23 protein-coding genes are annotated in these 24,735 nt (G+C 74.6%); 12 read left to right on the plus strand and 11 right to left on the minus strand.

Annotated elements, in window-relative coordinates; genetic code table 11:
- Positions 1–143 precede the first annotated feature (143 nt).
- Entirely contained in the window at positions 144–1,406 is a 1,263-nt protein-coding gene (locus ACFO3J_RS10110; RefSeq protein ID WP_386428227.1) for a VWA domain-containing protein, read from the plus strand.
- Positions 1,406–2,251 (plus strand): hypothetical protein, encoded by an 846-nt coding sequence (locus ACFO3J_RS10115; protein ID WP_386428228.1) that lies wholly within the window; start codon positions 1,406–1,408, stop codon positions 2,249–2,251. The genes ACFO3J_RS10110 and ACFO3J_RS10115 overlap by 1 nt, the downstream gene beginning before the upstream one ends.
- Before the next feature lie 99 nt (positions 2,252–2,350).
- On the opposite strand, the gene ACFO3J_RS10120 is transcribed toward ACFO3J_RS10115, so the two are convergent.
- The 3 genes from ACFO3J_RS10120 to ACFO3J_RS10130 form a co-directional block, all read right to left on the minus strand.
- Entirely contained in the window at positions 2,351–3,379 is a 1,029-nt protein-coding gene (locus tag ACFO3J_RS10120) for a YihY/virulence factor BrkB family protein (protein ID WP_386428229.1), read from the minus strand.
- Positions 3,380–3,456: 77 nt separating this feature from the next.
- Complete coding sequence (locus ACFO3J_RS10125; protein WP_386428230.1) at positions 3,457–4,521, minus strand: NAD(+)/NADH kinase; 1,065 nt, start codon at positions 4,519–4,521, stop codon at positions 3,457–3,459.
- A gap of 114 nt (positions 4,522–4,635) precedes the next feature.
- Complete coding sequence (locus ACFO3J_RS10130) at positions 4,636–4,926, minus strand: hypothetical protein (protein WP_386428233.1); 291 nt, start codon at positions 4,924–4,926, stop codon at positions 4,636–4,638.
- Between the two features lie 223 nt (positions 4,927–5,149).
- Here ACFO3J_RS10130 and ACFO3J_RS10135 point away from each other — a divergent pair, with 223 nt between their 5' ends.
- The 4 genes from ACFO3J_RS10135 to ACFO3J_RS10150 all read left to right on the plus strand — a co-directional run bounded on the left by ACFO3J_RS10135 (position 5,150) and on the right by ACFO3J_RS10150 (position 9,697).
- Entirely contained in the window at positions 5,150–5,845 is a 696-nt protein-coding gene (locus ACFO3J_RS10135) for a beta-glucanase (RefSeq protein WP_386428234.1), read from the plus strand.
- A gap of 236 nt (positions 5,846–6,081) precedes the next feature.
- Complete coding sequence (locus tag ACFO3J_RS10140) at positions 6,082–6,927, plus strand: VOC family protein (RefSeq protein ID WP_386428235.1); 846 nt, start codon at positions 6,082–6,084, stop codon at positions 6,925–6,927.
- 107 nt (positions 6,928–7,034) lie between these two features.
- Positions 7,035–7,328 (plus strand): DUF3040 domain-containing protein, encoded by a 294-nt coding sequence (locus ACFO3J_RS10145; RefSeq protein ID WP_386428237.1) that lies wholly within the window; start codon positions 7,035–7,037, stop codon positions 7,326–7,328.
- A 428-nt stretch (positions 7,329–7,756) separates the two neighbouring features.
- The gene (locus ACFO3J_RS10150; protein ID WP_386428239.1) at positions 7,757–9,697 is read left to right on the plus strand and encodes an AfsR/SARP family transcriptional regulator; all 1,941 of its coding nucleotides are present in this window, start codon (positions 7,757–7,759) and stop codon (positions 9,695–9,697) included.
- 63 nt (positions 9,698–9,760) lie between these two features.
- Here the strand turns inward: ACFO3J_RS10150 and ACFO3J_RS10155 are convergent, their stop codons facing one another.
- From ACFO3J_RS10155 to ACFO3J_RS10185, 7 genes are all read right to left on the minus strand, one after another.
- Complete coding sequence (locus tag ACFO3J_RS10155) at positions 9,761–10,414, minus strand: GAF domain-containing protein (protein ID WP_386428241.1); 654 nt, start codon at positions 10,412–10,414, stop codon at positions 9,761–9,763.
- Positions 10,411–11,250 carry a S8 family peptidase gene (locus ACFO3J_RS10160; protein WP_386428314.1) on the minus strand — a complete coding sequence of 280 codons (840 nt, stop codon included), beginning with the start codon at positions 11,248–11,250 and terminating at the stop codon, positions 10,411–10,413. The genes ACFO3J_RS10155 and ACFO3J_RS10160 overlap by 4 nt, the downstream gene beginning before the upstream one ends.
- Before the next feature lies 1 nt (position 11,251).
- Positions 11,252–14,503, minus strand: coding sequence for an adenylate/guanylate cyclase domain-containing protein (locus tag ACFO3J_RS10165; RefSeq protein ID WP_386428243.1), 3,252 nt, complete (start codon positions 14,501–14,503; stop codon positions 11,252–11,254).
- Between the two features lie 81 nt (positions 14,504–14,584).
- On the minus strand, positions 14,585–14,785 hold the full coding sequence (locus ACFO3J_RS10170; protein ID WP_386428245.1) for an aroma-sacti cluster domain-containing protein: 201 nt from the start codon (positions 14,783–14,785) through the stop codon (positions 14,585–14,587).
- Positions 14,782–15,468 (minus strand): iron-containing redox enzyme family protein, encoded by a 687-nt coding sequence (locus ACFO3J_RS10175; RefSeq protein ID WP_386428247.1) that lies wholly within the window; start codon positions 15,466–15,468, stop codon positions 14,782–14,784. Before ACFO3J_RS10175 ends, ACFO3J_RS10170 begins: the two co-directional genes overlap by 4 nt.
- The gene (locus ACFO3J_RS10180; RefSeq protein WP_386428249.1) at positions 15,465–16,445 is read right to left on the minus strand and encodes a hypothetical protein; all 981 of its coding nucleotides are present in this window, start codon (positions 16,443–16,445) and stop codon (positions 15,465–15,467) included. The genes ACFO3J_RS10175 and ACFO3J_RS10180 overlap by 4 nt, the downstream gene beginning before the upstream one ends.
- The gene (locus ACFO3J_RS10185) at positions 16,433–17,518 is read right to left on the minus strand and encodes a radical SAM protein (RefSeq protein WP_386428251.1); all 1,086 of its coding nucleotides are present in this window, start codon (positions 17,516–17,518) and stop codon (positions 16,433–16,435) included. Before ACFO3J_RS10185 ends, ACFO3J_RS10180 begins: the two co-directional genes overlap by 13 nt.
- Before the next feature lie 252 nt (positions 17,519–17,770).
- On the opposite strand from ACFO3J_RS10185, the gene ACFO3J_RS10190 reads away from it, so the two are divergent.
- The 4 genes from ACFO3J_RS10190 to ACFO3J_RS10205 all read left to right on the plus strand — a co-directional run bounded on the left by ACFO3J_RS10190 (position 17,771) and on the right by ACFO3J_RS10205 (position 21,003).
- Positions 17,771–18,133, plus strand: a complete 363-nt coding sequence (locus tag ACFO3J_RS10190; RefSeq protein ID WP_386428253.1) for a hypothetical protein — start codon at positions 17,771–17,773, stop codon at positions 18,131–18,133.
- The gene (locus ACFO3J_RS10195; RefSeq protein WP_386428255.1) at positions 18,130–18,534 is read left to right on the plus strand and encodes a hypothetical protein; all 405 of its coding nucleotides are present in this window, start codon (positions 18,130–18,132) and stop codon (positions 18,532–18,534) included. The genes ACFO3J_RS10190 and ACFO3J_RS10195 overlap by 4 nt, the downstream gene beginning before the upstream one ends.
- Complete coding sequence (locus ACFO3J_RS10200) at positions 18,531–18,905, plus strand: hypothetical protein (protein ID WP_386428257.1); 375 nt, start codon at positions 18,531–18,533, stop codon at positions 18,903–18,905. Before ACFO3J_RS10195 ends, ACFO3J_RS10200 begins: the two co-directional genes overlap by 4 nt.
- Positions 18,906–19,035: 130 nt before the next feature.
- Positions 19,036–21,003: an ABC transporter ATP-binding protein gene (locus ACFO3J_RS10205; RefSeq protein ID WP_386428259.1), complete on the plus strand. Its 1,968-nt coding sequence runs from the start codon at positions 19,036–19,038 to the stop codon at positions 21,001–21,003.
- Positions 21,004–21,159: 156 nt separating this feature from the next.
- On the opposite strand, the gene ACFO3J_RS10210 is transcribed toward ACFO3J_RS10205, so the two are convergent.
- Positions 21,160–21,954, minus strand: a complete 795-nt coding sequence (locus ACFO3J_RS10210; RefSeq protein WP_386428261.1) for an EI24 domain-containing protein — start codon at positions 21,952–21,954, stop codon at positions 21,160–21,162.
- Between the two features lie 221 nt (positions 21,955–22,175).
- Here ACFO3J_RS10210 and ACFO3J_RS10215 point away from each other — a divergent pair, with 221 nt between their 5' ends.
- Both ACFO3J_RS10215 and ACFO3J_RS10220 read left to right on the plus strand, forming a co-directional pair.
- A complete protein-coding gene (locus ACFO3J_RS10215) occupies positions 22,176–23,681 on the plus strand; it encodes a metallophosphoesterase family protein (RefSeq protein WP_386428263.1) in 1,506 nt (501 codons plus the stop codon).
- 39 nt (positions 23,682–23,720) lie between these two features.
- Positions 23,721–24,707 (plus strand): pyridoxal-phosphate dependent enzyme, encoded by a 987-nt coding sequence (locus ACFO3J_RS10220; RefSeq protein WP_386428265.1) that lies wholly within the window; start codon positions 23,721–23,723, stop codon positions 24,705–24,707.
- Positions 24,708–24,735: the final 28 nt, after the last annotated feature.

The raw sequence follows: 24,735 nt of genomic DNA on the forward strand, positions 1-24,735 counted from the left end.
CGGGCCGCCGCCGGGTCGCCCCCGATCCGATCCGTCTCCCGGCGATGCGAGGGATGTCCCCTTCGTCCGCGCGGCGGCCACGCCAACTCAGCGCGCTGACCAGCGGACTTCGGGATTCGGCGGGCCTTCAATACGATCCAGCGATGATCATCAGAAGGTTACTGACCACTGGACTGGGCTGTGGCCTGCTCGCCGTTCTGGCCTGCGGTCTGCTGCCCGCGAGCGCTTCCGCGGGCGAACCCGTCGCCCCCCAGCCGGCTCCCAAGGTCGAGCTGGTGCTCGACGTGAGCGGTTCCATGAAGGCCCGCGACATCGACGGACAGTCGCGGATGTCCGCCGCCAAGCAGGCGTTCGACGACGTCCTGGACTCGGTGCCGGACGACGTACAGCTCGGGATACGCACCCTCGGCGCCGACTACCCGGGCAACAACCGCAAGACCGGCTGCAAGGACACCCGGCAGCTCTACCCGGTCGGCCCGCTGGACCGGCCCCAGGCCAAGGCCGCCGTGGCGACCCTGCAGCCCACCGGCTGGACCCCGATCGGCCCGGCCCTGAAGGCCGCCGCCAACGACGTCAAGGGCGGCGACGGCACCCGCCGGCTCGTCCTGATCACCGACGGCGAGGACACCTGCAACATCAACCCCTGCGATGTCGCCCGTGACATCGCGGCCCAGGGCATCCACCTCGTCATCGACACCCTCGGCCTGATACCCGACGCCACCACCCGCAACCAGCTCAGCTGCATCGCCGAGGCGACCGGCGGCACCTACACCACCGTGCAGCACCGCCAGCAGCTCACCAGCAAGGTCAAGCAGCTCGTCGACCGCAGCAACGACACGGCGGTCGCCCCGGTGGCCGTCCAGGGCGGCGGCAGCTGCGCCGAAGCGCCGCTGCTGAAGGAGGGGCTCTACACCGACCGGGAGACCTTCTCCCAGAACCGCTGGTACCGGATCCAGGTCAAGCCCGGGCAGGAACTGCGCGCCGCGGTCAGCGTGTTCGACGACCGCACGGTCAACACCGACTACGGCGTGCTGCTGCGCGGTGTGACCGAGCGCGGGCGGGAGATCGTCCGCGACGACGAGGGCGGCACCGGGCGCACCGACGCGGTGTCGGCCGGCATCCGCTATCCCAAACCCCACGCGGACGCGGGCACCCCGCCGGAGACCGTCTGCCTCCAGGTCGGCAACTCCTTCTCGGCGCCGGCCGGCGTCAAGACCACTCCCGGACTGCCGGTCGAGCTGTCCTTCGACCTCACCCGCAGCCCCCACCGGCCCTCCGACGTCGCCTTCTACGGTCTCGGCCGCGGCTGGTGGCTGCTGGGCCTGCTGGCCGCGGTCGGCGCGGTGGCCGGCCTGCTGACCGGCTGGATCGCCCGCTGGCGCCTCAACACCGGAAGGACCGACTGATGCGTGCCGCACGACTGCTCGGCGCCGCGGCGCTGCTGGCCGGGACGGCGCTGACCGTACTGGCCGGGCCCGCCACCGCCGACACCCCGATCCCGTCGGGCTCCGCCGCCGCGACCGGCTCGGCGACCCCGAGCGGCACCGCGACCCCCGACGACACGCCGCCCACCACGGCCGGCACCAACTTCGTCACCGCGACCGTCGTCCAGCAGGACGTGCGGGCCACCGCCGACGCCTCGACCGGCGACTACATGTACTGGGTGTTCCCGGCGGACACCGGCCAGAACGTCACGGCCACCGCGACCGTGACCTTCCCCTCGGCCACCGCCCGGCACGGCGCGTCCACCTGGCAGCTCGACGTCTACGACGGGCTGCGCCGCCGCCAGCCGTGCCGTTCCGGCACGCAGACCAGGACCGCCGCGACCGGCGCCACCACCGTCCAACTGGTCTGCCGACTAAGGGCCGTGAGGTCCTGGGCCGAGCCCTGGTCCAACGACCCGCTGCGCGGCGCCTACTACCTACGGCTCACCGTGCTCGACCTGCCGCCGTCCGACCTGGGCCTGCCGGTGCAGGCGGCGGTGGAGGCCACCTCGTCCGGAACCGGCGGGGCGCAGGCGGTGGACGGCTCGGTCGCGCCGCTGGTCTCGGCGAACGCGCCCGACGTCCGGCCGGCCGACGGCTGGGCGGGCACCTGGTGGTCGCCGCGCTGGCTGTGGACCGGGGGCGGCGGCCTGCTCGCCGTGATCGTGGCCATCGGCGCCCACCGGCTCGCCCGGGGCCCGGTTCGGCTGCGCGGACCGTACCGGCGCGAGGAGCTTCCGCCCGAGCCCGGCCGCTACGCAGGCTGACCGGCCCGCTCCGCCGACCGCCCCGAGGGGCCCGTCCGACACGGCACGTCGGACGGGCCCCTCGGCCGCGTCCCGCCGCGCCGGCCGTCGCTCCTGCCGCTACTCGGGCTCCAGCCGCTCCGCCAGCTTCTCGCGCTCGCCGTCACTCCACGAACGGGTGTCCCGCGGTGTGACATACGGCTCGGCGTCCGCGGGCAGACCACCGGCGATCGCCCGCTGACGGGCGAGTTCCGCGTCGAACTCCAGGCCGAACAGCATCGCCACATTCGTCAGCCACAGCCACACCAGGAAGACGATGACGCCCGCCAGCGTGCCGTAGGTCCGGTTGTAGCGGCCGAAGTTCGCCACGTAGAGCGCGAAACCGCCGGAGACGACCAGCCAGACGAACAGGGCCAGCAGGCTGCCGGGAGTGATCCAGCGAAAGCCCCGGCCCCTGGCGTTGGGCGCGGCCCAGTACAGGATCGCGATCATGACGACCACCAGCACCACCAGCACCGGCCACTTGGCGATCGACCACACCTTCAGGCCCGCGTCGCCGACGCCGAGCAGGACGCCCGCCTGATCGGCCAGCGCGCCGGTGAACACCACGATCAGCGCGCTGGCGCAGGCCAGCACCATCAGCACCACGGTCAGCAGCAGCCGCAGCGGGGTGACCTTCCACACCGGCCGCCCCTCCGGCATGTCGTACACCGCGTTGGACGCCCGGATGAACGCTCCCACGTAGCCCGACGACGACCAGAGCGCGCCCAGCAGCCCCACCACCGCGAGCACCGAACCGGTCCCGCCGCTGTCCCGCAGCTGTTCCACCGCGTGGGTGATGATGTCGCGGGCCGACGGGGGTGTGAGCCGGGTCAGATTGTCCAGGACGCGGCGGGTGGCCGACTCCCCGGCCGCCCCCAGCAGCGACACCAGCACCAGCAGCGCCGGGAAGATGGACTGCACGGCGTAGTACGTCAGCGCGGCCGCCCGGTCGCTCAGCTCGTCCTTCTGGAACTCGCTCACCGTGCGCCGGATCGCCGCCCACCACAACCGCCCCCGCAGCCGCGTCGGCCGGTCCGGCCCCGCTTCCTGCGCCGCCCCCACGCCGCGCTCCACTTGCCCGCCGGAACCCCGCTCGCCGCTTGTCATGATGAGCGGATTGCCCGGATCGCGGAAGTGAACCAGCCGGGGGGCGGGCGCTTGCCCCGGGACCCGCCGGCGGGCGGTCAGCCCGGCTCGATCACCGGGGCGATGTGCAGGTGCGCCAGGTCGTCCGGGATCGGGCTGGACGGGCGGAACAGCGGCGGCGACTGGCCGTCGGCCGCCGTGGCGGGGGCGTCGGTGAGCCGCATGCGCTCGCGCAGCCGGCCGTAGAAGTCCGGCGGCCGCAGCCGTACCAGCCGCAGCGGGCGCGGCGCCGCGAACACCCCGATCCAGTCACCCGGGTCGAGCACCCCGCGCATCTGCCCGTCGACGCTGACCGCGGCCTGCCCGGAGTGGGGCAGGATCCGCAGCGCCACCGGCTCGTCGGCGCCGGCCACCACCGTGCGGTTGAAGGTCATGTGCGGGGCGACCGGTGTGAAGACCACCGCCCGCATCCGCGGCGACAGCACCGGCCCGCCGGCCGCGAAACTGTACGCGGTCGACCCCGTCGGGGTGGCGACGATCACTCCGTCGGCCGAGTAGGAGGCCAGCAGCCTTCCCGCGATGTACACACCGAGGCTGACCTGCCGGTCCCTGACCAGCTTCTCCAGCACGATGTCATTGAGCGCGGTGACGTCCAGCGCCACCCCCCAGCCCTCGTCGTCGCCGGTCTCCGAGCGGACCTGCGGCGGCGGCAGCATCGGACCGCGGCCGTAGCGCAGCAGCGTGTCCATCCCGCTGGGCATCTCCAGTGCCCTGGACGCCCGCATGGTCAGCGTCATCCGCTCCTCGCAGGCCGACTCGCCCGCGTGCACGGCGTCCAGCGCGTGCTCCACGTCGCCGACCGCGATCTCGGTGAGGAAGCCGACCCGGCCCAGATCCACCCCCAGCACCTGGATGTCCTTCTTGGCCGCGATCCGCGCGCCGCGCAGGAAGGTGCCGTCGCCGCCGAGGGTGACGATCAGATCGGGACTGCCGGCGGCGGCCACCTCCTCGCGCCCGCTGCGCCGGTTCTCGTGCTCGCCCCAGACATCGATGTCCACGCAGCCGATGCCGTGCCGGGCGCTCCAGGCCCGTACGGTCTGCGCGCCGGCCACCGCGGCCGGACGTCCCTCGTGCACAACGAGACCCAACCGGCGGATCGGCATGTCCTGTATCTCTCCCTGAGCGGCGGTGGCGGCCTGCCCCGGCAGGCTATCGGCCCGCCGCCCCGCCCGCCCGCGGGCGCCCCGGCCGCGGGCCCGCGTCTTCCTCCGGCCGGGTCAGCGCCGCCGGAGGAAGCCGTGGCGCGAACGGGCCGCGGGCCGCTCCGGCGCCGCGCAGGTCCGCGCCCCCGCCGCGCGGCAGGGGCGCGCCGTACAGCCCGGGACGGTGGAAGCGGGCCCGCGGTCCGCCGCCGGGAGCCCGGGTCCGCCGCCGCGGTACGCGCAACCGGGCGGCAGCGCGGCGGGGTTGGCGTGGCGCAGCCGGCGCCCGACAAGGACGCCCAGCGGAAGGGACAGCAGTGTCCAGGCGACGAGGACCAGCCCGGCGACGGCTAAGAAGTGCGGCATGGCGGTTCCGATTGAGCGAGGTGTGACGAATTGCCCTTAGCAGCGGTTTACCCATCCACACCCAAACACACCGGATTCCCCGGTACGGACGGCCGATCCGCCGCCGGGCACCTCAGGGGCGTGAAGTACCGCGCCCGCGCCCTGCGCGCGCACCCGCACGCTTCTGCCCCGGCCAGGCATTGTGCCCTTGACTGAGGACCGAGCCTCAGCGGGGAGAACAGACATGACCGACCGGCCGTCAGCGGTGGTGTTCAACGCGCCGTTCACCGACCGTACGGCCTGGGCGCCCGGCCGCACCTCCGCCTATCCGGAGGACGGACGGAACCCCGGCGACAACAAACTCGACCAGATCGGCCCGCGCTACGCCCCCAGCCCGACCGGTGTCTTCCACGCCCGCCGCGCGGGCGACGGACGGTGGCACACCGACCTGGTGTCCACCGAGTACGCCCCCGACGGCTTCGAACTGCTGCCCGGCGACGAGGTGAGCGCCACCTGCCTGCTCCACGACGTCCGCGGCGCCTGGCCCGCGCTGTGGACCTGGGGCCGCGACAGCCAGAGCGGCCGGCCGCAGCCGGGACACGGCGAGATCGACCTGTTCGAGTACCACCCGACCCACCCGCGGATGCTCGAACTCACCAACCACGTCCGGGGCGCCGCCGATTACCCGCCCGACGTGATCACACCGGGGCAGCCCTTCCTGCTCCAGGTCCTGCTCGGCAAGGACAGCGTGCGGTGGTCGGTCGACGGCATCCCGGTCTTCGCCGACGGCCGGGGCGTGGGCCCGCACTGGCGCGCCTGGCCGGTGGTCTGCATCAGCGTCGCCGCGGGCGAGTACGGGCACCTGCCGCCGGAGCCGGGGGTGAAGGAGCTGAGCTGGCAGTGCACCGGGCTGACCGTCCGCCGCCCGGAAGCGCCGTAGCGCCCGCCGCCGGACGCCCGGGCCCGGGCCGCCGCGCGCGGCGCGCACCCGCCCGGCCGCCGACCGCGCCCCCCGGGGGTAACGTTGCGCGTACGTCCGCTGGCACACGGTGGAGGACCCGGTGCCGGCGCGTTCCGCGTGCATGACCCGGCGCGCTCCGGGCATGCGAGCAAGCGCGTGGGCGGCGATCCGCGGCCCCCACCGAAGCCGTACACCGAAACGAAACGGTATTTGCGATGACCCACCAGCAACCGGTGACCGGTGCCGCGAGCACCCCGGACGAGGCCGCCGCGACGGACGCGGCACCGGACGCGACCGGGAATCCGGACCGCGGAGCGCCGTGCTGGGTCAATCTGAGCGCGCGCGATCTGGAATCGGCCGAGAAGTTCTACGGCAGCGTGCTCGGCTGGGAATTCCGCTCCACCAGCATGGGCGACCACTTCGCCATCGCGCTGCGGCACGGCAAGCCGATCGCCGGGATCGGCGCGGTCGCCTCGGACATGCAGGTCGCCGTGGTCTGGACGCCGTACTTCGCGGTCCCGGACATCGACGAGGCCGCCGGCCGGATCAGGGAGCGCAGCGCCACCGTCGCGCTCGGACCGGTCGCCTTCGCCTCCGGCCGCGCCATGGTGGCCGCCGACCGGGACAACGCGGTCTTCGGCCTCTGGGAGGGCCGGCTCCCCAACGGCTGGGAGACCTGGCACGAGCAGGGCCCCGTGGTGCTCCGCCTGCGCACCCGCGACGCCTTCGAGGCGGCCATCTTCTACGGCGGTGTGCTGCGGTGGGCCGACGGCAAGCCCGGCGGCGCCCTGGTCTCGTACGAGAACGAGGAGGTCGTCGTGCGCAGCCGCGGTGAGATCGTCGCCCGGCTCGGCTCCGGAGCGGTGGAGGCGGCCCCCGACCCCGGGATCCGGCCGCACTGGGAGGTGCAGTTCGCGGTGGAGGACGTGGCCGCGTGCATCACCGCGGCTCGCGCGCTGGGCGGCACCCTGATCGGCAGCGGTACGTCCGGGGACGGCGCCTACGCCGAACTCGGCGATCCCGACGGCGGCCGGTTCACCGTGGTGGCCCGTCGCCCCTGACCCGCGCCCACCCGGGAGAGACCGTCCCGGATTCCCAGGCGTGCCGCCGCCGAGCCGGGGCAGACGGCCCCGCAGGAGAAGTGCGGCCCTGGAAGGGGGTGCGCGGGGTGGACGATGTCAGCCTGTCGGCGCGGGAACGGCGTGCTCTGCAAGACCTGGAGAAGGTTCTGCGCCGTCAGAACCGCCTGTACATCCGGCGGATGCGGCCGGCGGCCCGGTGGGCGCCGCCAGCCAAGCGCCGCCCGCGGCCGGGCGTCCGGGCCCTGATCTCCCTGTCCGCGTCCCTGATGGCGCTGACCACCCTGACCTCCGGGCGCTGGACCCGCCGGGCGACCGCCCTGGCCTTCGGCGCCGTGTGGCTGCTCGCACTGGGCATCGCCCCGCGCAACGCGGGCGTGTAGCCGCCGCTGCCCATCGCGCGGCCGGCCGCACCTGACCCGGCCGGCCGCGCGGAGCCATGGACGCGGGACGGACAGCCGCACACCCGCCGCGCAAAGCCGGGCGGGTGCTTCTCACCGCCCGCGTATCGTCCGTGACTGCCTTCCGGCGCCGCGCTCGGCCCCCCTTTCGCCGCCTTTTCGCGGCCGTTACCCCTGCGGCGTCCGTGGCCTTTGCGACCCCTGCGGCCTGTGTCACCGCGCGATGTGACACCGGGCCGACATCGGGGTTAGGGAATTCTTAATTACCGGTTGAATTGCCCGTCCATAGGCCCGCTGCGCGGTGGACCGCACCCGACAGGCGGTGCGAACATGCGGTTGGACATCGCACTGTCCGCACTTGGACCAGCACCGTCTGTGTACCTGAACCGCCTAGAATCTCGGGAGGGTCAGTGGGTGAAGCGGTCGCCGAGGATCCATCGATCGGCAGTCCGTCCGGTTCGTCGGCGCCGCCGCTGCGCTTCGGGATCCTCGGGGCGCTGGAAGCCCACACCGGGGCGCGGGCGCTGCGACTGGGACCGCTCAAACAGCGGATCGTCCTCGGCCTGCTGCTGTGCCGGGCCAACCGGGTGGTGTCGGTCGACGCCTTCTGCGACGCCCTCTGGTCGGGCCGGCCGCCCAGGACCGCGCACAAGAACCTCCAGGTGTACGTCTCCGCGCTGCGCAAGGAACTGCGCGGCTGCGGCGACCGGTCCGACGACGAAGGCCAGGCGCTGATCCGCCGCCCGCCCGGCTATCTGATCCAGGTCCGGTCCGAACAACTGGACCTGCTGCGTTTCGAGGAGCTGGCGCGCGGCGGCCGGCTCGCCGTCAGGGGCGGCGATCTGACCCACGCCGCGCACCTGCTCGGCACGGCGGTGAGCATGTGGCGCGGCCCGGCGCTGTCCGACCTCGCCTCGGTGCCCGCGCTGGCGAACGAGGCGGAACAACTGGAGGAGCGCTATCTGACCGTCTACGAGGACTGGTGCCAGGCCGAACTCGCGCTCGGCCACCACGCCCAGCACGTCGACGACATCGACGGACTCGCCCGCCGCCACCCCTACCGCGAGCGGCTGCGGCACGCCCAGATGCTGGCGCTCTACCAGTCCGGCCGGCAGACCGAGGCACTGGCCCAGTTCGAGGCCATGCGGCAGATGCTGGTGCGTGACCTCGGCATGCAGCCCAGCCCGGTGCTGGCGCGGCTCTACGAGGCGATCCTCAGCGGCGACGCCGCCCTCGACCCGTCGCCCGCGCCCCAGGCCCGCCCGATCGTGATCCGCCACGACCGCACCCAACTCCCGGCCGACCTCGCGGACTTCACCGGCCGCGCCGCCCAGGTGCGGCGCCTCACCGAGCGGGTCGGCAGCCCCGCGGCCAACCCCGTCACGGTGATCACCGGGCCGCCCGGAGTGGGCAAGACCGCGCTGGCCGTGCACGGCGCCCACCAGGTGGCCGAGCGCTTCCCCGACGGCCGGCTGCTGGTCCGATTACGCACCCCGCAGGGCCGGCCGCGGCCCGCCGCCGAGGTCCTGGTCGAACTGCTGCGGCGCATCGGCGTGTCCGGCCAGCTGCCGCGCGGCCCGCAGGAGCGTGCCGCGCTCTACCGGACCCACCTCGCCGAGCTGCGGATGCTCGTCGTGCTGGACGGGGCGTTCGACGAGGCGCAGGTACGGCCGATGCTGCCGGGAGCCGGCGAGAGCCGGGCCGTGGTGACCAGCAGACGGCGGCTGCTCGGCCTGGAGGCCGCCGAACACCTCGACCTGCCGCCGATGGACGAACCGGAGGCCCTGGACCTGCTCGGCCGGCTCATCGGCGCCGAGCGGGCCGCCGCCGAACCGGTCACCGCCCGGCTGCTGGTGGAGACCTGCGGCCTGCTCCCGCTCCCGGTCCGTATCGTCGGCGCCAATCTGGCCGGGCTGAGCCATCTCACCCTCGCCCACTACGCCCGCCGGCTCGCCGACGAGCGGCAGTTGCTGGACGAGCTGACCGCGGGTGACCTGCGGGTCCGGCCCCGGCTGGAGAGCTGTTACCAGGATCTGCACCCGCACGACCGGGCCACCTTGCGCCGTATCGGGCTGCTGCCCGACCAGCCGTTCGGCCTGCGGGAGGCGGCGATCGCGCTGGGCACCGCGCTGCCCGCGGCGGAGAAGGCGCTGGAAAGCCTGATGGCCGCGCATCTGCTGCTGGTGCACGCCTGGAGCACCGACGGCCCCTGCTACCGGCTGCCGGTCCCGTTCCGCGCCTACGCCCGGGAGCGCGCCCGCGCGGAGGACCCCGTACCCCCGCAACTGAGCCCCGTCACCCCGGCGGCCGCTCCGGCCGCGATCCCGCACCGCCACTCGGCCCTGAGCTGACCGTCACCCGGCGGAGCCGGCCCCGTACGTGGCGGGGCCGGCCGCCCTGTCCCGACCGGTCGGTCACAGCGGCATCGGGCTCAGCACGTCCCGCAGCGAGTCGATCAGCCGGAAACCCGACTGACGGCGGTCGCCGTCCAGTCCCTGGAGGGCCTGTACCAGTCCGATCAGCTCGCTGAAGTCCTCGCCGCCGCCGGCGAGCGCGCTGCGGGCGGCCCGGGTCCGCGACACGATCCGCAGCGCCACCCCGGCCTGATTGGCGAACAGCCCGAGCAGCTCCAGCTCGGCGATCCCGGAGCGGGCCTGCGGGCTGGCGTCGAGCACCTCCAGCACGCCGAGCACCTGGTCGTCGTAACTGAGCGGTACGGCCATCAGCGAACGCGGGACGTACCGGGTGGACTCGGCGATGTCCCGGGCGAAGGACGTACTGGTCGACAAGTCGTCCACCACCATGGCCTCCCCGGTGCTGGCCACCCAGCCGGCGATGCCGCGGTCGCTCGGGAAGCGCCGCCCCACCAGCCACTCCTCGCCCTGCCCGGCGACCGCTTCGAAGACCAGCTCGCCGCTGTCCTCCTCCAGCAGGAAGATCGAGCTGGCCTGGGCGCCGAAGATGGCCTTCGCGGTGTCCACGATGGACTGCAGCAGCCGGCGGCTCTCGGCCCCCGAATCCGCCATCGCCGCCGACACCGCCGCCACCAGCTGGTTGTCCTGGGTCATGACTCTCCTCGAACGTTGGCTGCGGTCAGATAGAGGATGTTCTTGAGCTGGAACGCCGTCATGCGCGGGTGCTTGCCGAGGATCCGGGCGCACAGCCCGGTGATGTGCGGGGTGGCGAAGCTGTTGCCCGTGCTCCGGGTCCGCCCGCCGTCCAGCCAGGCGACCTCGACGTTCTGGCCGCGGGCGAAGAACTCCACCGGCGGCCGCGGGTTGTAGAGCACCAGATCGGGGTCGTCCACATCGTGGCTGCCCACCGAGATCACCGAGGAGAACCGCCAGGGGAAGCTCTCCACCCGCATGTTGTGGGCCGAGGCCACGATCACGCTGCCCTGGAAGAACGCGTCGTCGGCCAGCTCGCGCAGCGGCCCGGTGAACCGGGCCCGCGCGGTGGACAGGCTCAGATTGATGACGTCGAAACCCTGCCGCACCGCCCAGCGCAGCCCGGCCACGAACACGTCGCCGGTGCCGCCGAAGCTCTCGCCCAGCACCCGTACGCTGTGGATCTCGCAGGCCGGGGCGAGCGAGCGGATGATGCCGGCGCAGGCCGAGCCGTGCCCGCACACATCGCCGGTCTCCGTCTCCAGCACCTGGACGGCGCCGTCGACCGGCACCGCGACATAGGACGCGGTCACCGGTCCGATCATCGGATGGTCGCGTTCCACGCCGCTGTCGATGACGCAGACCCGGACCCCCCGGCCGTCGGAGCCGCCCCACGCCCACTCGGGGGTCACCTCGCCGTGCCAGGCCGCCGGGACCTCGGTCGCACCCCGCTCCCGGGTGATCAGATTCCAGGTCAGCGAGGCGCCCGCGGAACGCGGTGCGGTGTCGGCCACGATCTCACTCCAAGCCGTCGAGGAAGGTGTCGGCCCAACCGCGGCCGACCAGATGGTCCTTGGACACGAACCGCGCCCGCGCCGCCGCGGCGGCGGCTTCCGCCTCGGCGCGGCGGCCGAGCGCGGCCAGCACATGGGCCCGGTCCAGCAGCGCCGTGGCCAGCCCGGCCGGGCAGTCCGCCCGCCGGGCCGCGGTCACCGCCTGATCGGCCAGCGGCAGACCGGCCGCCGCGTCACCGCCCGCCGCCAGCACCCGGGCCCGCACCCCCGCGCTGTCCGCCGCGTCCACCGGCGAGGCGGGCCCCGGGTCGCCGGCCGTCAGCACGGCGGCCGCGGCCTCGTCGTAGCGGCCGAGGGTCAGCAGCACCCGGGCCAGATTGCGGGCGGCGGCGGTCGCCAGCCCCGCGTCGCCGAGCAGCCCGGCCGCCGCGGCCGACTCGCGCAGCAGCTCCTCGGCCCGCTCCAGGTGCCCCGCGTGCGTCTCGACCGCCGCGGCGAACAGCGGGCTGAACGCCCGGGCGTAGCCCACACCCAGCTCCCGCATGATCGGATCGGCCACCGCCAGGCACCGCCCGGCCTCCTCCGGCTCGCCGCGCAGCGCGTGGAGTACCGCCAGCGGATAGTGCACCGCGGCCCGGACCGCCCGGCGCTCCGCGTGCTCGGCCAGCAGCAGCCGGCAGGACTCCACCGCCTCGCCCGCGGGCGCGGGGCCCAGCCACAGCGCGACGGCCAGCGCCCCCAGCGCGGTGGCGCACTCCGCGCCCGCGCCCGCGGCCACCGCGTGCGCCAGCGCCCGGTCCAGCAGCGAGCGGCTGGCCGCGTAGCGGCCCTGCACCTGCTCGTGCTGCCCCAGCCGCAACTCCACCCGGGCCAGCCCCAGATCGTCGCCGAACTCCGCGAAGACCGGCGCCGCCCCGCGGGCGGCCGGCACCGAGGCGGCGAAGCCGCCGCCCGGTTCCATCATGGCCAGGTACAGCCGGGCGTGGGCGGCCGTACGCCGGTCCCCGGCGGCGGTGGCGTCCGCGTGGACGGCGCCGATCAGCGACCGCCCCTCCTCGGCCCTGCCGAGCGCGAACAGCGTCTCGCCCAGCCGCCGGGCCGGCGCGAGCCCTTCCGCTGACCCCGGCCCGTACAGCGACACCGCCCGCTCCAGCAGATCCGCCGCCCGCACCGGATCGCAGCGGTCCATCGCGGTGCCGCCCGCGGCGCCCAGCCGGCGCGCCGCCTCCAGCCGCAGCCGCTTGGTGGCCGCGTCGGCGGGGCCCAGCTCGGCCCGCAGCCGGAAGGCGCGCTCCAGATGGGTGCCGACCGCTTCCGGATCGCCGCCGGACGACGCCAGGTGATCCGCGAGCCGCTGATGGCGCTCGGCCCGGGTGCGCTTGGCCATGCCCGCGTACGCCACCTCGCGGATCAGCTCGCCGGCGAAGCGGTAGGGGGCGCCGCGCCGCCGCGCCGAACGGGAGGGCTCCACCAGCCGGCGCCGCGCGAGTGCCTGGACCGCGGCCTCCACATCGACCCCGCCGGGCCGCCGCCGGTCCGCGCCCCCGCTCCCGGCCCCGCCCCCGCCAGCCAGCCCCGCGCCCACCTGCTCCACCGTGAAGTCCCGCCCCGCCACCGCCGCCACGTCCAGCGCCGCGCGCTGGTCGTGGTCGAGCGCCTCGATCCGGGCGGCGATCAGCGCGTGCAAGGTGGGCGGCAGCGAGCCGGCCCCGGCCGGTGCCGGGGCCTCGTTCACCATCGCCAGCAACTGCTCCAGATACAGCGGGTTGCCCTCGGCCCGGTCCAGCAGCGCGTCCCAGGCGCCGGCCGCGTGGGCGGAGACCTCGGTGAGATGGCCGGCCAGCCGGCGTACCTCCTCGGGGCCGAGCGGCGGTACCACCAGGGAGCCGGAGTTGAGCACCCCGCCGCCCCAGCCGGGGCGGCGGTCCAGCAGCTCAGGACGGGCCGTGCACAGCACCACGAGCGGGGCGTCGCGCACCTCCCTGACGATGTGGTCCACGACGTCGCACAGCACGCTCGACGCCCAGTGGCAGTCGTCCAGCGTCAGCACCAGCGGCCGGCGCCGGGCGGCGTACTCCAGCAGCCAGGTGACGGCCCAGCAGGTGTCCTCCACCGAGGGGTCGGGGGCGCCGTCCAGCAGCAGGCCGCCGCGCAGCACCGCCAGCGCCTCGGCCCGGTCGGCGTCGGGGTCCGGGCCGGGGTCCGGGTAAGAGCCGGGGCCGCCCGGTCCCGTACCCCCGAACCCTTGCGCCGCCTCCCGCGCGTCCCGCGCCGCCGCGTCGGCGAACGGCCGGACCGCGTCGGCCAGCGCCAGCAGCGAACCACCCTCCCCGTAGGGCCGGCAGCGCCCGGTGCCCACCTGCATGCCCTCGGCGGCGGCCTGTGCCAGCCAGTGCCGGGCCAGCCGGGTCTTGCCGATGCCCGCGTCGCCGAACAGCGTCAGCAGCTGGCACTGCCGGCCGCGTACCGCCCGCCGCGCGATCAGCCGCATCTCGCGCAGCTCGTGCGCCCGGCCCACCAGCGGCGAGTCGAAGCGGCGCAGCACCGCCGGGTCGTCGCCGCGCAGATCGAGCAGCCGCCGGGCGGTGACCGCCTCGGCCTTGCCCTTCAGCCGCAGCGGGCCGACCTCCTCGGTCACCACCAGCCGGTCCACCGCCCGGAAGGTGTCCGGCCCGATCAGGATCTCGCCCGGTCCGGCGTTCTGCTCCAGCCGGGCCGCCACATTCACCACCTCGCCCGAGACCAGCACCTGCCGGGCGAAGGGGTCACCGGTGGCGACGACCTCACCGGTGTTGATGCCGATCCGCACGGTGAGCCGCACCTCGTGGTCGCGCTCCAGCTCCTCGTTGAGGCCGTCCAGCGCGGTGAGCATCTCCAGGGCCGCGCGGACCGCCCGCTGGGCGTCGTCCTCGTGCAGCACCGGCACCCCGAAGACCGCCATCACGGCGTCGCCGATGAACTTCTCCACGGTGCCGCCGTGCCGCTCCAGCCGGTCCCGCATCACCGCGAAGTACCGCAGCGTCACCGCCCGCAGCGCTTCCGCGTCCAGCCGGCCGGACAGTTCGGTCGAGCCGCTCAGATCGCAGAAGACCACGGTCACCAGCTTGCGTGCCTCCGGCGCCTGCCGAGGGGGCCCGGCCGGCTCCCCGCAGGACGGGCAGAACCGCGCGCCGGCCGGCACGGCCCCGGCGCACCGCGGACAGAGCGGTCCGGGCCCGCCGTCGCCGGTGTCCATCGGGTACGGCGTCGCGTCCATCGCCACCTTCTCCTCGCCCCGCCTCCGCCTTCACCGGCCGCCGCGTCCACCGGATGGTCCGGCGCCCGGCCCACCGGCCGTTCAGAAGAACAGCCCGCCGACCAGCCCGGCCTCGTGCGCCCGGACGTCGGGTTCCGCGTCGTCCAGGCGCCGCTTGATCTCCAGCAGCGCGTCGGTCTCCGCCGAGGTCAGCCCGGCGAGCACTGCCCGCTGCTCGGCCGGCAGGTCCGCGACCGGGAATCCGGCCTGTTCCAGCGCGGCCAGCGTGTCGTCGGTGTTCACCGGGCACTCACCTCCAGGAGCCGGCGGTCCGCCAGCCAAGCGAAGAGCCGCGTCGCGGCCGAGACGGTGTGCAGCGCGCTGACCGCGATCAGCGCCTCGTGATCGGCGCTGAGGGGCAGCCCGTCGATCACCGCGTCGAGTTCGGCGCGGTGCCCCGGGTCCAGGGCGACATGCGCGCGCAGCGTGCCGAAGCCGCGCGGCGGCAGTCCGGTGAGCCGCGCCAGCCGGTCCGGCAACTCCGGTGCACCCGGCTGCTGTTCGAGTACCGCCACATAGCCGAGCAGGCTCACCGGGTGGTGGTGCAGCAGCCAGTAGTACTGCGCCCCCACCAACTCGGCCACCACCGGCGGCGGCACCCGCCGCAGCGGTTCCTCCGGGTCGCGGCCGATGGCCCGCAGATCGTCCAGCAGCCACCGGTCGTGCTCCCGCTCCTCCACGGCGTGCGCCGTCAGATAGGCGGCCAGCGGTCCGGCCACCGGATCCGCCGCCCCCAGCTCCGCGCACCGCCGTGCCGCTGCCGTCAGCAGCGGCACGCTCGCCCGGACCACCGCGTGCATCAGGCACAAGTACTCCCCGTACCGGGCGGCCGGCTCCGGCCCGCTCCACACCCGAGCGGTGGCCCGCCCCAGCGCGGGCAGTACGGCGCCCGTCTTGAGCCGCAGCGCCCGCGCCCGGCCGGTCACGGCCGGCTCCCGGCCAGCAGGGCCAGCGCCCGCAGGTCGGCGTGGTCGGTGCCGCGGGCGGCGATCCGCCAGCACAGGTCGCACAGGCCGGTCACCGGCTCGTCCGCGAGGTCCCGCAGGCGGGGCAGCGCGGTGACGGCGGCGGCGCCCAGCGTGGTGAGCGCGGTGAGGTACGGGTCGGCGGCGAGCCGGGGGAGCACCCCGGGGTCGGTGATGCGGTGGCGCAGGGCGGCCGGGCCGCCGCCCATGGCCACCACCTCGTTGCAGCAGGCGCTGACCCGCCCGTCGTAGCGGACCACCGGCGTCCCGGCCGCGGTGCAGCGCCCCGGGCCGGACAACGGGCGGGCCGCCGGGCCGGCGGCCCCTGGCGGTCGCAGCTCGCCGGCCCGCCCGTACGGCAGCAGCGGTACGGCGCCGATCTCGGCGTACGCCTCCCAGCCGTCGCCCAGCGCCCCGCGCAACGCTTCCTCGGCGGCGCGGTGTTCGGCCTCGCCCTCCAGCACCTGGCAGACCACCCAGGTCCCCGCCCCGGCCGCCGCGCGGACCGCGTTCGCCAGGGCGCCGGCCGGCAGCCGGGCCGCGTGAAAGGCGTCCGCGCCGAGCACCAGGCAGCTGCTGAGCCGCAGCACCTCGCCGACCCATGGCGGCGGCGGCCAGGACCGTCCCCAGTAACCGCTGGTGTACGGGACCACGCGCTTGCCGGCCTCGGTGAGCCGCCGTACCGCCGCGGTCAGCGCGGCGCGTTCCAGGAAGGGTTCGCCGCCGGAGATCCCGACCACGGACAACGCGGGCTCGGCGCACAGGGTGTCGAGGACCTGCCCGAACCGTTCCCCGTCGGTGATCCGGGGACCGAGCGGCAGCGAGTCCACCGAGCAGTGGGCGCAGCCCACCGGGCAGCGGTCGGTCAGATACAGCAGCGCCGCGCGGCCCGGTACGGCCCGCGCCGCCTCGACGCCGGACAGCGTCAGCCGGCGCACGACGGGCCCCCGAGCAGCACGAGCCCGGCATGGCGCGCGGAGCCGTACCGCCGCGCGAAGCCGGCCGGGCCGGCCAGTTCCTGCAGCCGCAGCACCGGCCCCTCCAGTGCCTCGGCCGAGGCGGCGACCCGCGGCGCGGGCCCGGACCGCAGGCTCCGGCAGACGTCGCACCCCGAGCGGCCGGGGCCGCCCGGGTCTCCCGGCCCGCCGGAGCCGTCCGCGGCGGTCCGCGCCAGCGCGTGCGGGCCCAGCGTCCGCACCGCCCGCAGCGCCGGCGAACCCACCGTCCGCCCTCTGATGTCCGTCCAGGTGTCCGACGCCGCGTGGCCCAGCAGCAGATGCCCCGGCACCGGCCGCCGGTCCAGCACGTGCTGGTTGCAGCAGGCCGTGACGGTGCCGTCCACCGCGACGACCGGCCACGCCGCCATCGCGCAGGGCGGCGCGACCGCCGACGACCCGGCGTCCGGCTCCGGCAGCAGCGAGCTGCCCCGTCCCACCGCGGCCAGCCGGCCCACCAGCATCGGCACCCGGTCGCCGAACTCGCCCCGGACCGCGGCCACCACCTCGTCGACCCCGGCCCCGGCCGGCCCGCCCGGGCCGTCCGCGAGGAGATGCAGGCTGACGTCCTTGCCGGTGTCCAGCAGCCGGCGCAGCGCCGTGAACACCGCGCGCCGCGGTACCTCCCGCTCGTGGAAGGCGTCCAGGCTGGCCGACACATGGTCCACCGCGTCCAGCGCGGCGGCGACCGGCGCCGGCACCCTCGCCGTACGCGCCCAGAACATGCCGGTCAGCACGAAGGCCGCCGTCCCCGCCGCCCGGCAGCGCTCGGCCAGGTCCCGCACCAGCCGGGGCCGCAGCAGCGGCTCGCCGCCGGTGAGCAGCGCGACCGAGGGCGGGTGCGGCCCGGCGAAGCTCTCCGCGAACCGCAGCAGCGCCCCGGCGGGCGGATCGAGACCGTCGGCCGAGGCGTCCGTCGAGCAGTGCGCGCACGCCAGCGGGCAGCGTCCGGTCAGGGCCATGACGACCCCCGCTCCGGGAACGGGGCGCAGCGCCAAGTACTCCGCCAGATGCATGCCCACCACCTCCGAAGCTCCGGGGCCACCGGGGCCACCGGGGACGAGCATGGCCGAGCCGGCTTTCGTAGCAGCTTGACCGCGGTTCATTTCCGGTAGGTCGCCGGGCGCCGACAGCCGCTGGCGTGGGCACTGTTCGGTCGTATACCTGAGCGATACCGCTCCTGAACCGGCCGCTCCTAGCGTCGTCCCCGAGCAGCCCGGACCCCATCCCCGGGGGCCGGGCCAGGCATCGAAGCCAGGAGGACGATCATGAACGAGGACCTCAGCCCCGAGTCCATGCGCGAAGCCAGCGAGCAGCTCATCCGTGTCGTGACGAGCCCGGAGTACCTCGAACTCGCCGCCGAGATCAACGCCCTCCCCGTCGACGAGCGCTTCGAGGCCACCGCCGAGCGGCTGACCCCGGAGGCGCTGCGCGAGCGCGGCCTGGAGCTGCCCGAGGCGCTGCGGATCAGCCCCCGCTGGTTCGAGCCGCCGACGGCCGGCGTCCTCACCGCCGACGACGTGCTCGCCCACTCGCAGAACGTCGCCGTCCCGGTCGCGCCCGGCGGCACCCTGTGTGTGTCCGTCGGCGAGATCATCTGCGTCTCCTACGGCTCCAGCGCCGCTCAGTGACCGCCGGGCCCCTCACACTCGTCGACGCCGAGGACGAAGGCGATCTGCTGGCCGGCGGCGTCCATCCCGAGCTGTCCCGGTGGATGTCCGAGGGGCTCCGGGCGATCGGCGAGTACGCGGCCACCGAGCCGTTCCAGCGGATGTACCGCGAGATGAGTGCCATGTCCATGGAGGACAAGGCGCACTTCGTGCGGACCGTGCTGCTGAACCCCGAGGAGCTGGACCGGCGGGGTCTGACCCCGCCGGAGGGCATCCGCATCCAGCGCTCGGAGTTCGGCGACCAGCGGCCCACCGTCTTCTGCGTCAGCCAGGCGCTGCCCGAGGGCGCGCTCTGGAAGCGCATCACCATCACCTACGACCACGGCGACAGCTTCCCGGTGCAGGAGGACGACAACCGATGACGGTGGACACTGCGGTCCCGGCGATCTCCATCGACGACGTCGACCTGGAGACCAAGCGCGGCTGGATGCTGGAAGCGCTCATGGACATCTACACCTATGCGCGCACCCCCGGCTTCCAGGCCGTACTGGCGGAGATGAACGAACTGCCCACGCTGGAGGACAAGGACCGGTTCGTCCGGACCGTCCTGCTCGCCCCGGCCGAGCTGGAGCGACGCGGCATCACCCCGCCCGACGGCGTGGTGGTGCAGCGGTCCCGGTTCATGGACGACCGGCCCACCGTCTTCTGCGTGGTGAAGTACCTGCCCGACCCCACCCGCAAGATGACCCTCACCTTCGACGAGGGCAAGATGCTCTGGCCCACCCGGTTCTGACCGGACGTCGGGCCACCGACCACCACGCACGCGGGGGCGGCGGAGCCGGGCTCCGCCGCCCCCGCGGCATCTCGTGCTCATCGTCGGTGCCCGGCGCCCGCTCGACGCCGACGGGAAAGGATGGCAGCTCATGGGTGCGTCCACGACGGCGGGCGGACAGTCCGGCCGGCCCACCTACCCGCCGGGCCTGCGCGGCCTGGCCCGCTTCGCCGCGGAGCGCCGGGCCGCGCTCCTTGTGGCGTTCCTGCTGATCCTGGTGGCCGACGCGGCCACCCTGGCCCAGCCGATCGTCACCGGTCATCTGCTCGACGCGGTCATCGGCCGCCACTCCATCGTCCGCATCGTCGCCCTGCTCGTGCTGATCTTCGTGGTCGGCGCGGTGCTGTCCGGGATCGGCGGCTTCGTGCTCAGCCGCACCGGTGAGGCGGTGGTCCGGGACCTGCGGGTGCGACTCGGGGCGCATCTGCTGTATCTGCGGATCGCCGAGCACGACCGGCGGCGGTCCGGCGACCTGCTCTCCCGGGCCAGCGGCGACACCATGATGGTGCGCTCCATCGTCACCACCGGTCCGGTCACCGCGGTCACCGGTGCCATCACCCTGATCGCGTCGCTGGTGCTGATGGCCAGGATCGACCTGATGCTGCTGGGCGTGACCGTGGCGACGATGGCGGTCAGCTTCGGCGCGGTCTTCACCGTGCTGCCCAGGGTCAAGCCGGCCGCCCTGCAGACCCAGGCGAGCGTCGGCCGCCTGATCGCGGTCCTGGACCGCTCGCTGCGCGCGATCCGTACCGTCAAGGCCAGCCGCGCCGAGGAACGCGAACTGCGCGAGATCGAGGAGCAGGCGGCCGGCGCGTACAGCGGCGGCCTGAAGCTGTCCCGGATCCAGTCGCAGATCACCCCGGCCATCACCTTGGGCGTCCACGGCTCCTTCCTCGTGGTGCTCGGCCTCGGCGGCGCGCAGGTCGCGGCCGGCCATCTGACGATCTCCCAGCTCATCTCGTACCTGCTGTACCTGACCACGCTGGCCGTACCGCTGGTGAGCGTCGGCCAGCTGATGTCCGACCTGCAACGCGGGCTGGTCTCCTTCAACCGGGTCAACGAGATCCTCAACCTTGAACTGGAACCCGTCTTCGCCGGCCCGGCCCAGGAGTTGGAGACGGTCGCGCACGCGGCGCCCGGCGGCGCGGCCGAGATCACCTTCGAGGGCGTCGAGTTCGGCTACTCCGACCGGCGCATCCTGGACGAGGTGAGCTTCCGGGTCACCCCGGGCAGCCACACCGCGGTGGTCGGCCCCTCGGGCGCCGGCAAGTCGACGCTGCTCGCCCTCGTGGAGCGGTTCTACGAGGCCGACGCCGGCCGGGTGCTGATCGACGGGCGGGACGTCACCGAGATGCCGCTGAACGAACTGCGCCGGATGATCGCCTATGTGGAGCAGGAGACCCCGGTGCTGGCCGGCACGGTGGGCGCCAACATCCGCTACGCCTGCCCCGACGCCTCCGACGAAGCGGTCGACGCGGTGGTCGCCCAGGTCGGCCTGACCGGACTGGTGCGGCGGCTGCCGGACGGCCTGGACACCGACGTCGGCGACGCCGGCGTGCTGATGTCCGGCGGCGAACGGCAGCGCATCGCCATCGCCCGCGCCCTGCTCGGGCAGCCGCGGGTACTGCTGCTGGACGAGGCGACCTCGCAACTGGACGCGCTGAACGAACTGGCGATGCGCGACACCGTGCGCAACGCGGCCGGACCGCGGTGCACCGTGGTGACGGTCGCCCACCGGCTGTCCACCGTGGTGGAGGCGGACAAGATCATCGTGCTGGCGGGCGGCCGGGTGGCCGGCAGCGGCACCCATCAGGAGCTGCTCGCCGACAGCACGGTCTACCAGGAGCTGGTCCAGGGCCAGTTGCTGCCCGCGGCCGTCGTCCCGCACGGCCGGGACGCCGCGGGAGCCGAGGGCCGGCAGCAACTCGACGCCTTCGACACCTCCGACGCCTTCGACGACGCGGAGGAGCCGGAGGTGCTGGCGGCCGGCGCGGACGCCCTGGAGATGTGGCGGCGGGCCCAGCGCGGCACGCCCGGCATGCGCTGGCTCGAACCCTGAGCGGGTCCTCCGCGAGGGATTCCGCCGGGACTCCGGACCTCCGGACCTCCGGACAGGGCCCGGGCGAAGGCTCGGGGGAGGCCCCGGGGTAGCCCGCTCGAAAGGCGGGCAGGCGGGCCGCGAACCCTCAGCTACGGGGTCGCGACCCGCCTGCTCTCACCTCTTCGGCGGCTCGCCGGCCCCCACCGGTTCCCGGCCGTCCGGCCGTCCGGGCGGGGCCGGCGCCAGCTCGCGGGCCAGCAGCGTCGCGCCCGCCACCGCGCCCGGCATCAGCGGCACCGCCACCACCGGCACCGCGAACGCCAGCAGCAGCGGTGCGCCGAAGCCCAGCACCAGTCCCAGCCGTCCCCGGAAGAGGCGCAGTTGGGCGCGCAGCGGTATCTCGCGGCGCTGCAGCGCCACCCCGGCCAGCTCCAGCGTCAAGAAGAACGCCGAGACGCAGAAACCGACCACCGGCACCACCGTCTGCCCCACCACCGGGATGAAACCGGCCGCGAACAGCACCACGCCGAAGGCCACCACCCGCACCAGCACCCGCACGCTGTCCCGCGCCGAGGTCCACAACTCCCGCCACAGCGACCGGTCCGGCCCTTCCGGAGCGCCGCCCTCGGCGCGGTCGACCCGCTCGGCGATCGTCTCGTAGAAGGGCTGGCCGACCAGGAGCGTCACCGCGGTGAAGGAGATCAGCGCCAGCAGCAGCCCGCCGCCGAACAGCACAGCGGTGAGCAGTGCCCGGAAGGCCCCCGCCCAAGCCGAGGCCCAGTGGTCGGCGAAAGGAGTGGCCCACTTCGTCAAGTCGTCGGCCCACAGCGCCAGCGCGACGAGCGCGGCGGCGTAGCCCACCAAGGTGATCAGCGCCGGGATCATCCCGAAGCGCCAGTCCCGTCCGTGCCGTATCGCCCATCGCTGGCCCTCGAACAGCAGCCGCAGGCCCCTGCTGACATCACGCATGGCGGGATCGTATGGCCCGGCGGGCGTACTTCCCGCATCGGCGGAGCGCCTTCCCGTTCCCCGGCTCCGCACGGCGCGGGGGAGCGACCCCCGGCGGCGCCCTCCGGCAGCGTCCCCCGAGAAGGTCTCCGGGGGACCGCCGCCGGACCTCTCGTAGCAGACGGGCACCGGCGGCGCCCGCCGCACGCCATGGGCCGGGCCCGGCTTGTTACAGTGCGGCGGTGCCCGATTCATCGCGTGATTCCGCGGCCGGCGCCGGATGGCGCAGCCAACAGCCCGGTTCCTACCGGGAGTTGATGCCCAAGGACGTCCCCCGGGTGTTCTGGCTGAATCCCGCGACGCTCTGGAGGGCCCGCAACGGCCCGCTGGCCTCGCTGTTCGGCGACCCCACCGGCACCGACCGGCAGCGCTGGGTACGGGCGCAACTGGACCGCGGCGCCGACCCGGACCTGCTGATCCGGCGCGACGACCCGGCCTCCTACTCCTTCCTGCTCATCGCGGACACCGGCGAGGGCGACGACCCCCAGTACGCCGTGGTGCCGGGGATGCTGAAGGCCGCCGGCGACACCCGGTTCGCGCTGCTGTCCAGCGACGTCCTCTACCCGGTGGGCAGCGCCAACGAGTACGGGCCCAAGTTCTTCCGCCCGTACCGGGACTACGACGCCCCGATCTACCCCGTCCCCGGCAACCACGACTGGTACGACGGGCTCACCGGCTTCATGCGGGTCTTCTGCCGGGCCCCGCAACTGCCCGAGTCCCCCCGCCCGGCGCCCCTTTCGCGCGGCTGGTGGCGCTCGCTGCTGTGGAAGAGCCCCGACACCCCCGACGACGCGCTCCTCGACCGGGCCCGCCTGATGCGCTCCGCGCCCAGCCAGGCCGCCGAACTGCCCGGTCCCTACTGGGCGATGGACACCGGGCCGCTGCGGATCATAGGCATAGACACCGGGCTGCTCGGCGACATCGACCAGCAGCAGGGCGAATGGCTGCGCCGCGTCTCCCGGGGACCGAGGCCCAAGATCCTGGTGACCGGCTCACCGATCTATGTGGACGGCGAGCACCATCCGTGCGCCATAGGGGGCGGCGGCACGGTGGACGACGTCGTCCGCGACCCGGCCAACAACTTCGTCGCCGCCATCGGCGGCGACATCCACAACTACCAGCACTACCCGGTCGACGTCGACGGCCGCCGCATCGAATACGTCGTCACCGGCGGTGGCGGCGCCTTCATGCACGCCACCCACATCATCCCGCGGGTCGCGGTCGGCGGCGTCGTCGAGGAGGACTTCCGCTGCTACCCGATGCGCGGCGACTCGCTGGCCTTCTACAGCCGGCTCTACGCCCGCAGGCTCCGGATGCGGCGGCTGTTCGAGCTCACCCCCGAGCAGGCCTCCGCGGTCATCGCCCACCGGCTCGGCGTCACGCCGGTCCGGCCCACCGAGGCCCCGGTCACGCTGCGGACCAGGTTCGTGGCCGGCGCGCTGGGCGTGGCGCGCAGCCCGCACCACAAGGCCCGGCTGCGGCTGCCGGTGCGCAAGACCTACACCAAGGTGCTGTCACCGGGGTCGGCCACCTTCAACCCGCCGTTCTTCAAGAGCTTCCTGCGCCTGGACGTCAGCCCGGGCAGCGTCCGGGTGCGGTGCTTCGCCGCCACCGGGATGCGCGAACAGGAACTCGACCCTCCGGTCGAGGACGAGTTCACCATCACTCTCCCGCCGGACCCCGCTTAGCACCGTACGCTGTGCCGACGTGACTGGCGGAGGTGGACGATGAGGCGGACCGGTACCGACCGGCGGGTGCCCCTGGGATGCTGGCCGACCCCGGTGGAGCCCGCGCCGAGGCTCGCCCGGGCCCTCGGCCTGGGCGCAGACGACCTGTGGATCAAGCGGGACGACCTCACCGGCCTGGGCGGCGGCGGGAACAAGGTCCGCAAGCTCGAATGGACCTGCGGGCAGGCGCTGGCCGAGGGCGCCACCGTGCTCGTCACCACGGGCGCGGCGCAGAGCAACCATGCCCGGCTGACCGCGGCGGCCGGCGCGCGACTCGGCGTCGACGTGGTGCTGGTGCTGGCCGGCACCCCGCAGTCCGAGGCGACCGGCAATCTCGCGCTCGACGGACTGCTCGGCGCCACCGTGGTCTGGGCCGGCGACATCCCCGGCCCCGAACTCGTGTCCAAGGCCTCGGAACTCGCCGAGCAGGTGCGGCGGCGCGGCGGCGTCCCCGCGCTGATCCCCTTCGGCGGGTCCAGCGTGTCCGGCGCTCGCGGCTACGCCGAATGCGGACGGGAACTGCGCACCCAGCTGCCCGAGCTGCGGACCGTGGTGACCGCCGTCGGCTCCGGCGGCACGATGGCCGGACTCGTCGCCGAACTCGGCGCCGAGCGGGTCCTCGGGGTGGACTGCGGCGCCGTACGCGACCCGGCCCGGACGGTGTCCCGCTTCGCCGCCGGCGTTTCCGGTCAGCCCTGCCCGCCCGAGGACCTGCGCCTGCGCCGGGACCAGGTCGGCGACGGCTACAGCCGGCTCACCGGCCCGGTCATGGACGCCCTGCTGCTGGCCGCGCGCACCGAGGGCCTGCTGCTCGACCCGGTGTACACCGGCCGCGCCCTGGCCGGCCTGGCGGCGGCGGTACGCGACGGCGGCATCGTGGCGGGGGAGCGCACGGTGCTGCTGCACTCCGGCGGCCTGCCCGGGCTCTTCGGCCACCCGGCGGCGCTCAAGCAGGCGGAGGCGGCACTCCACGGCGAGCGGTCGTAGCGGTGCGGGCGGTGCCGGAGGTGCCCCG

Source organism: Streptomyces polygonati (genome assembly GCF_042650325.1).
In the GTDB taxonomy this organism is placed as follows: Bacteria; Actinomycetota; Actinomycetes; order Streptomycetales; family Streptomycetaceae; genus Actinacidiphila; species Actinacidiphila polygonati.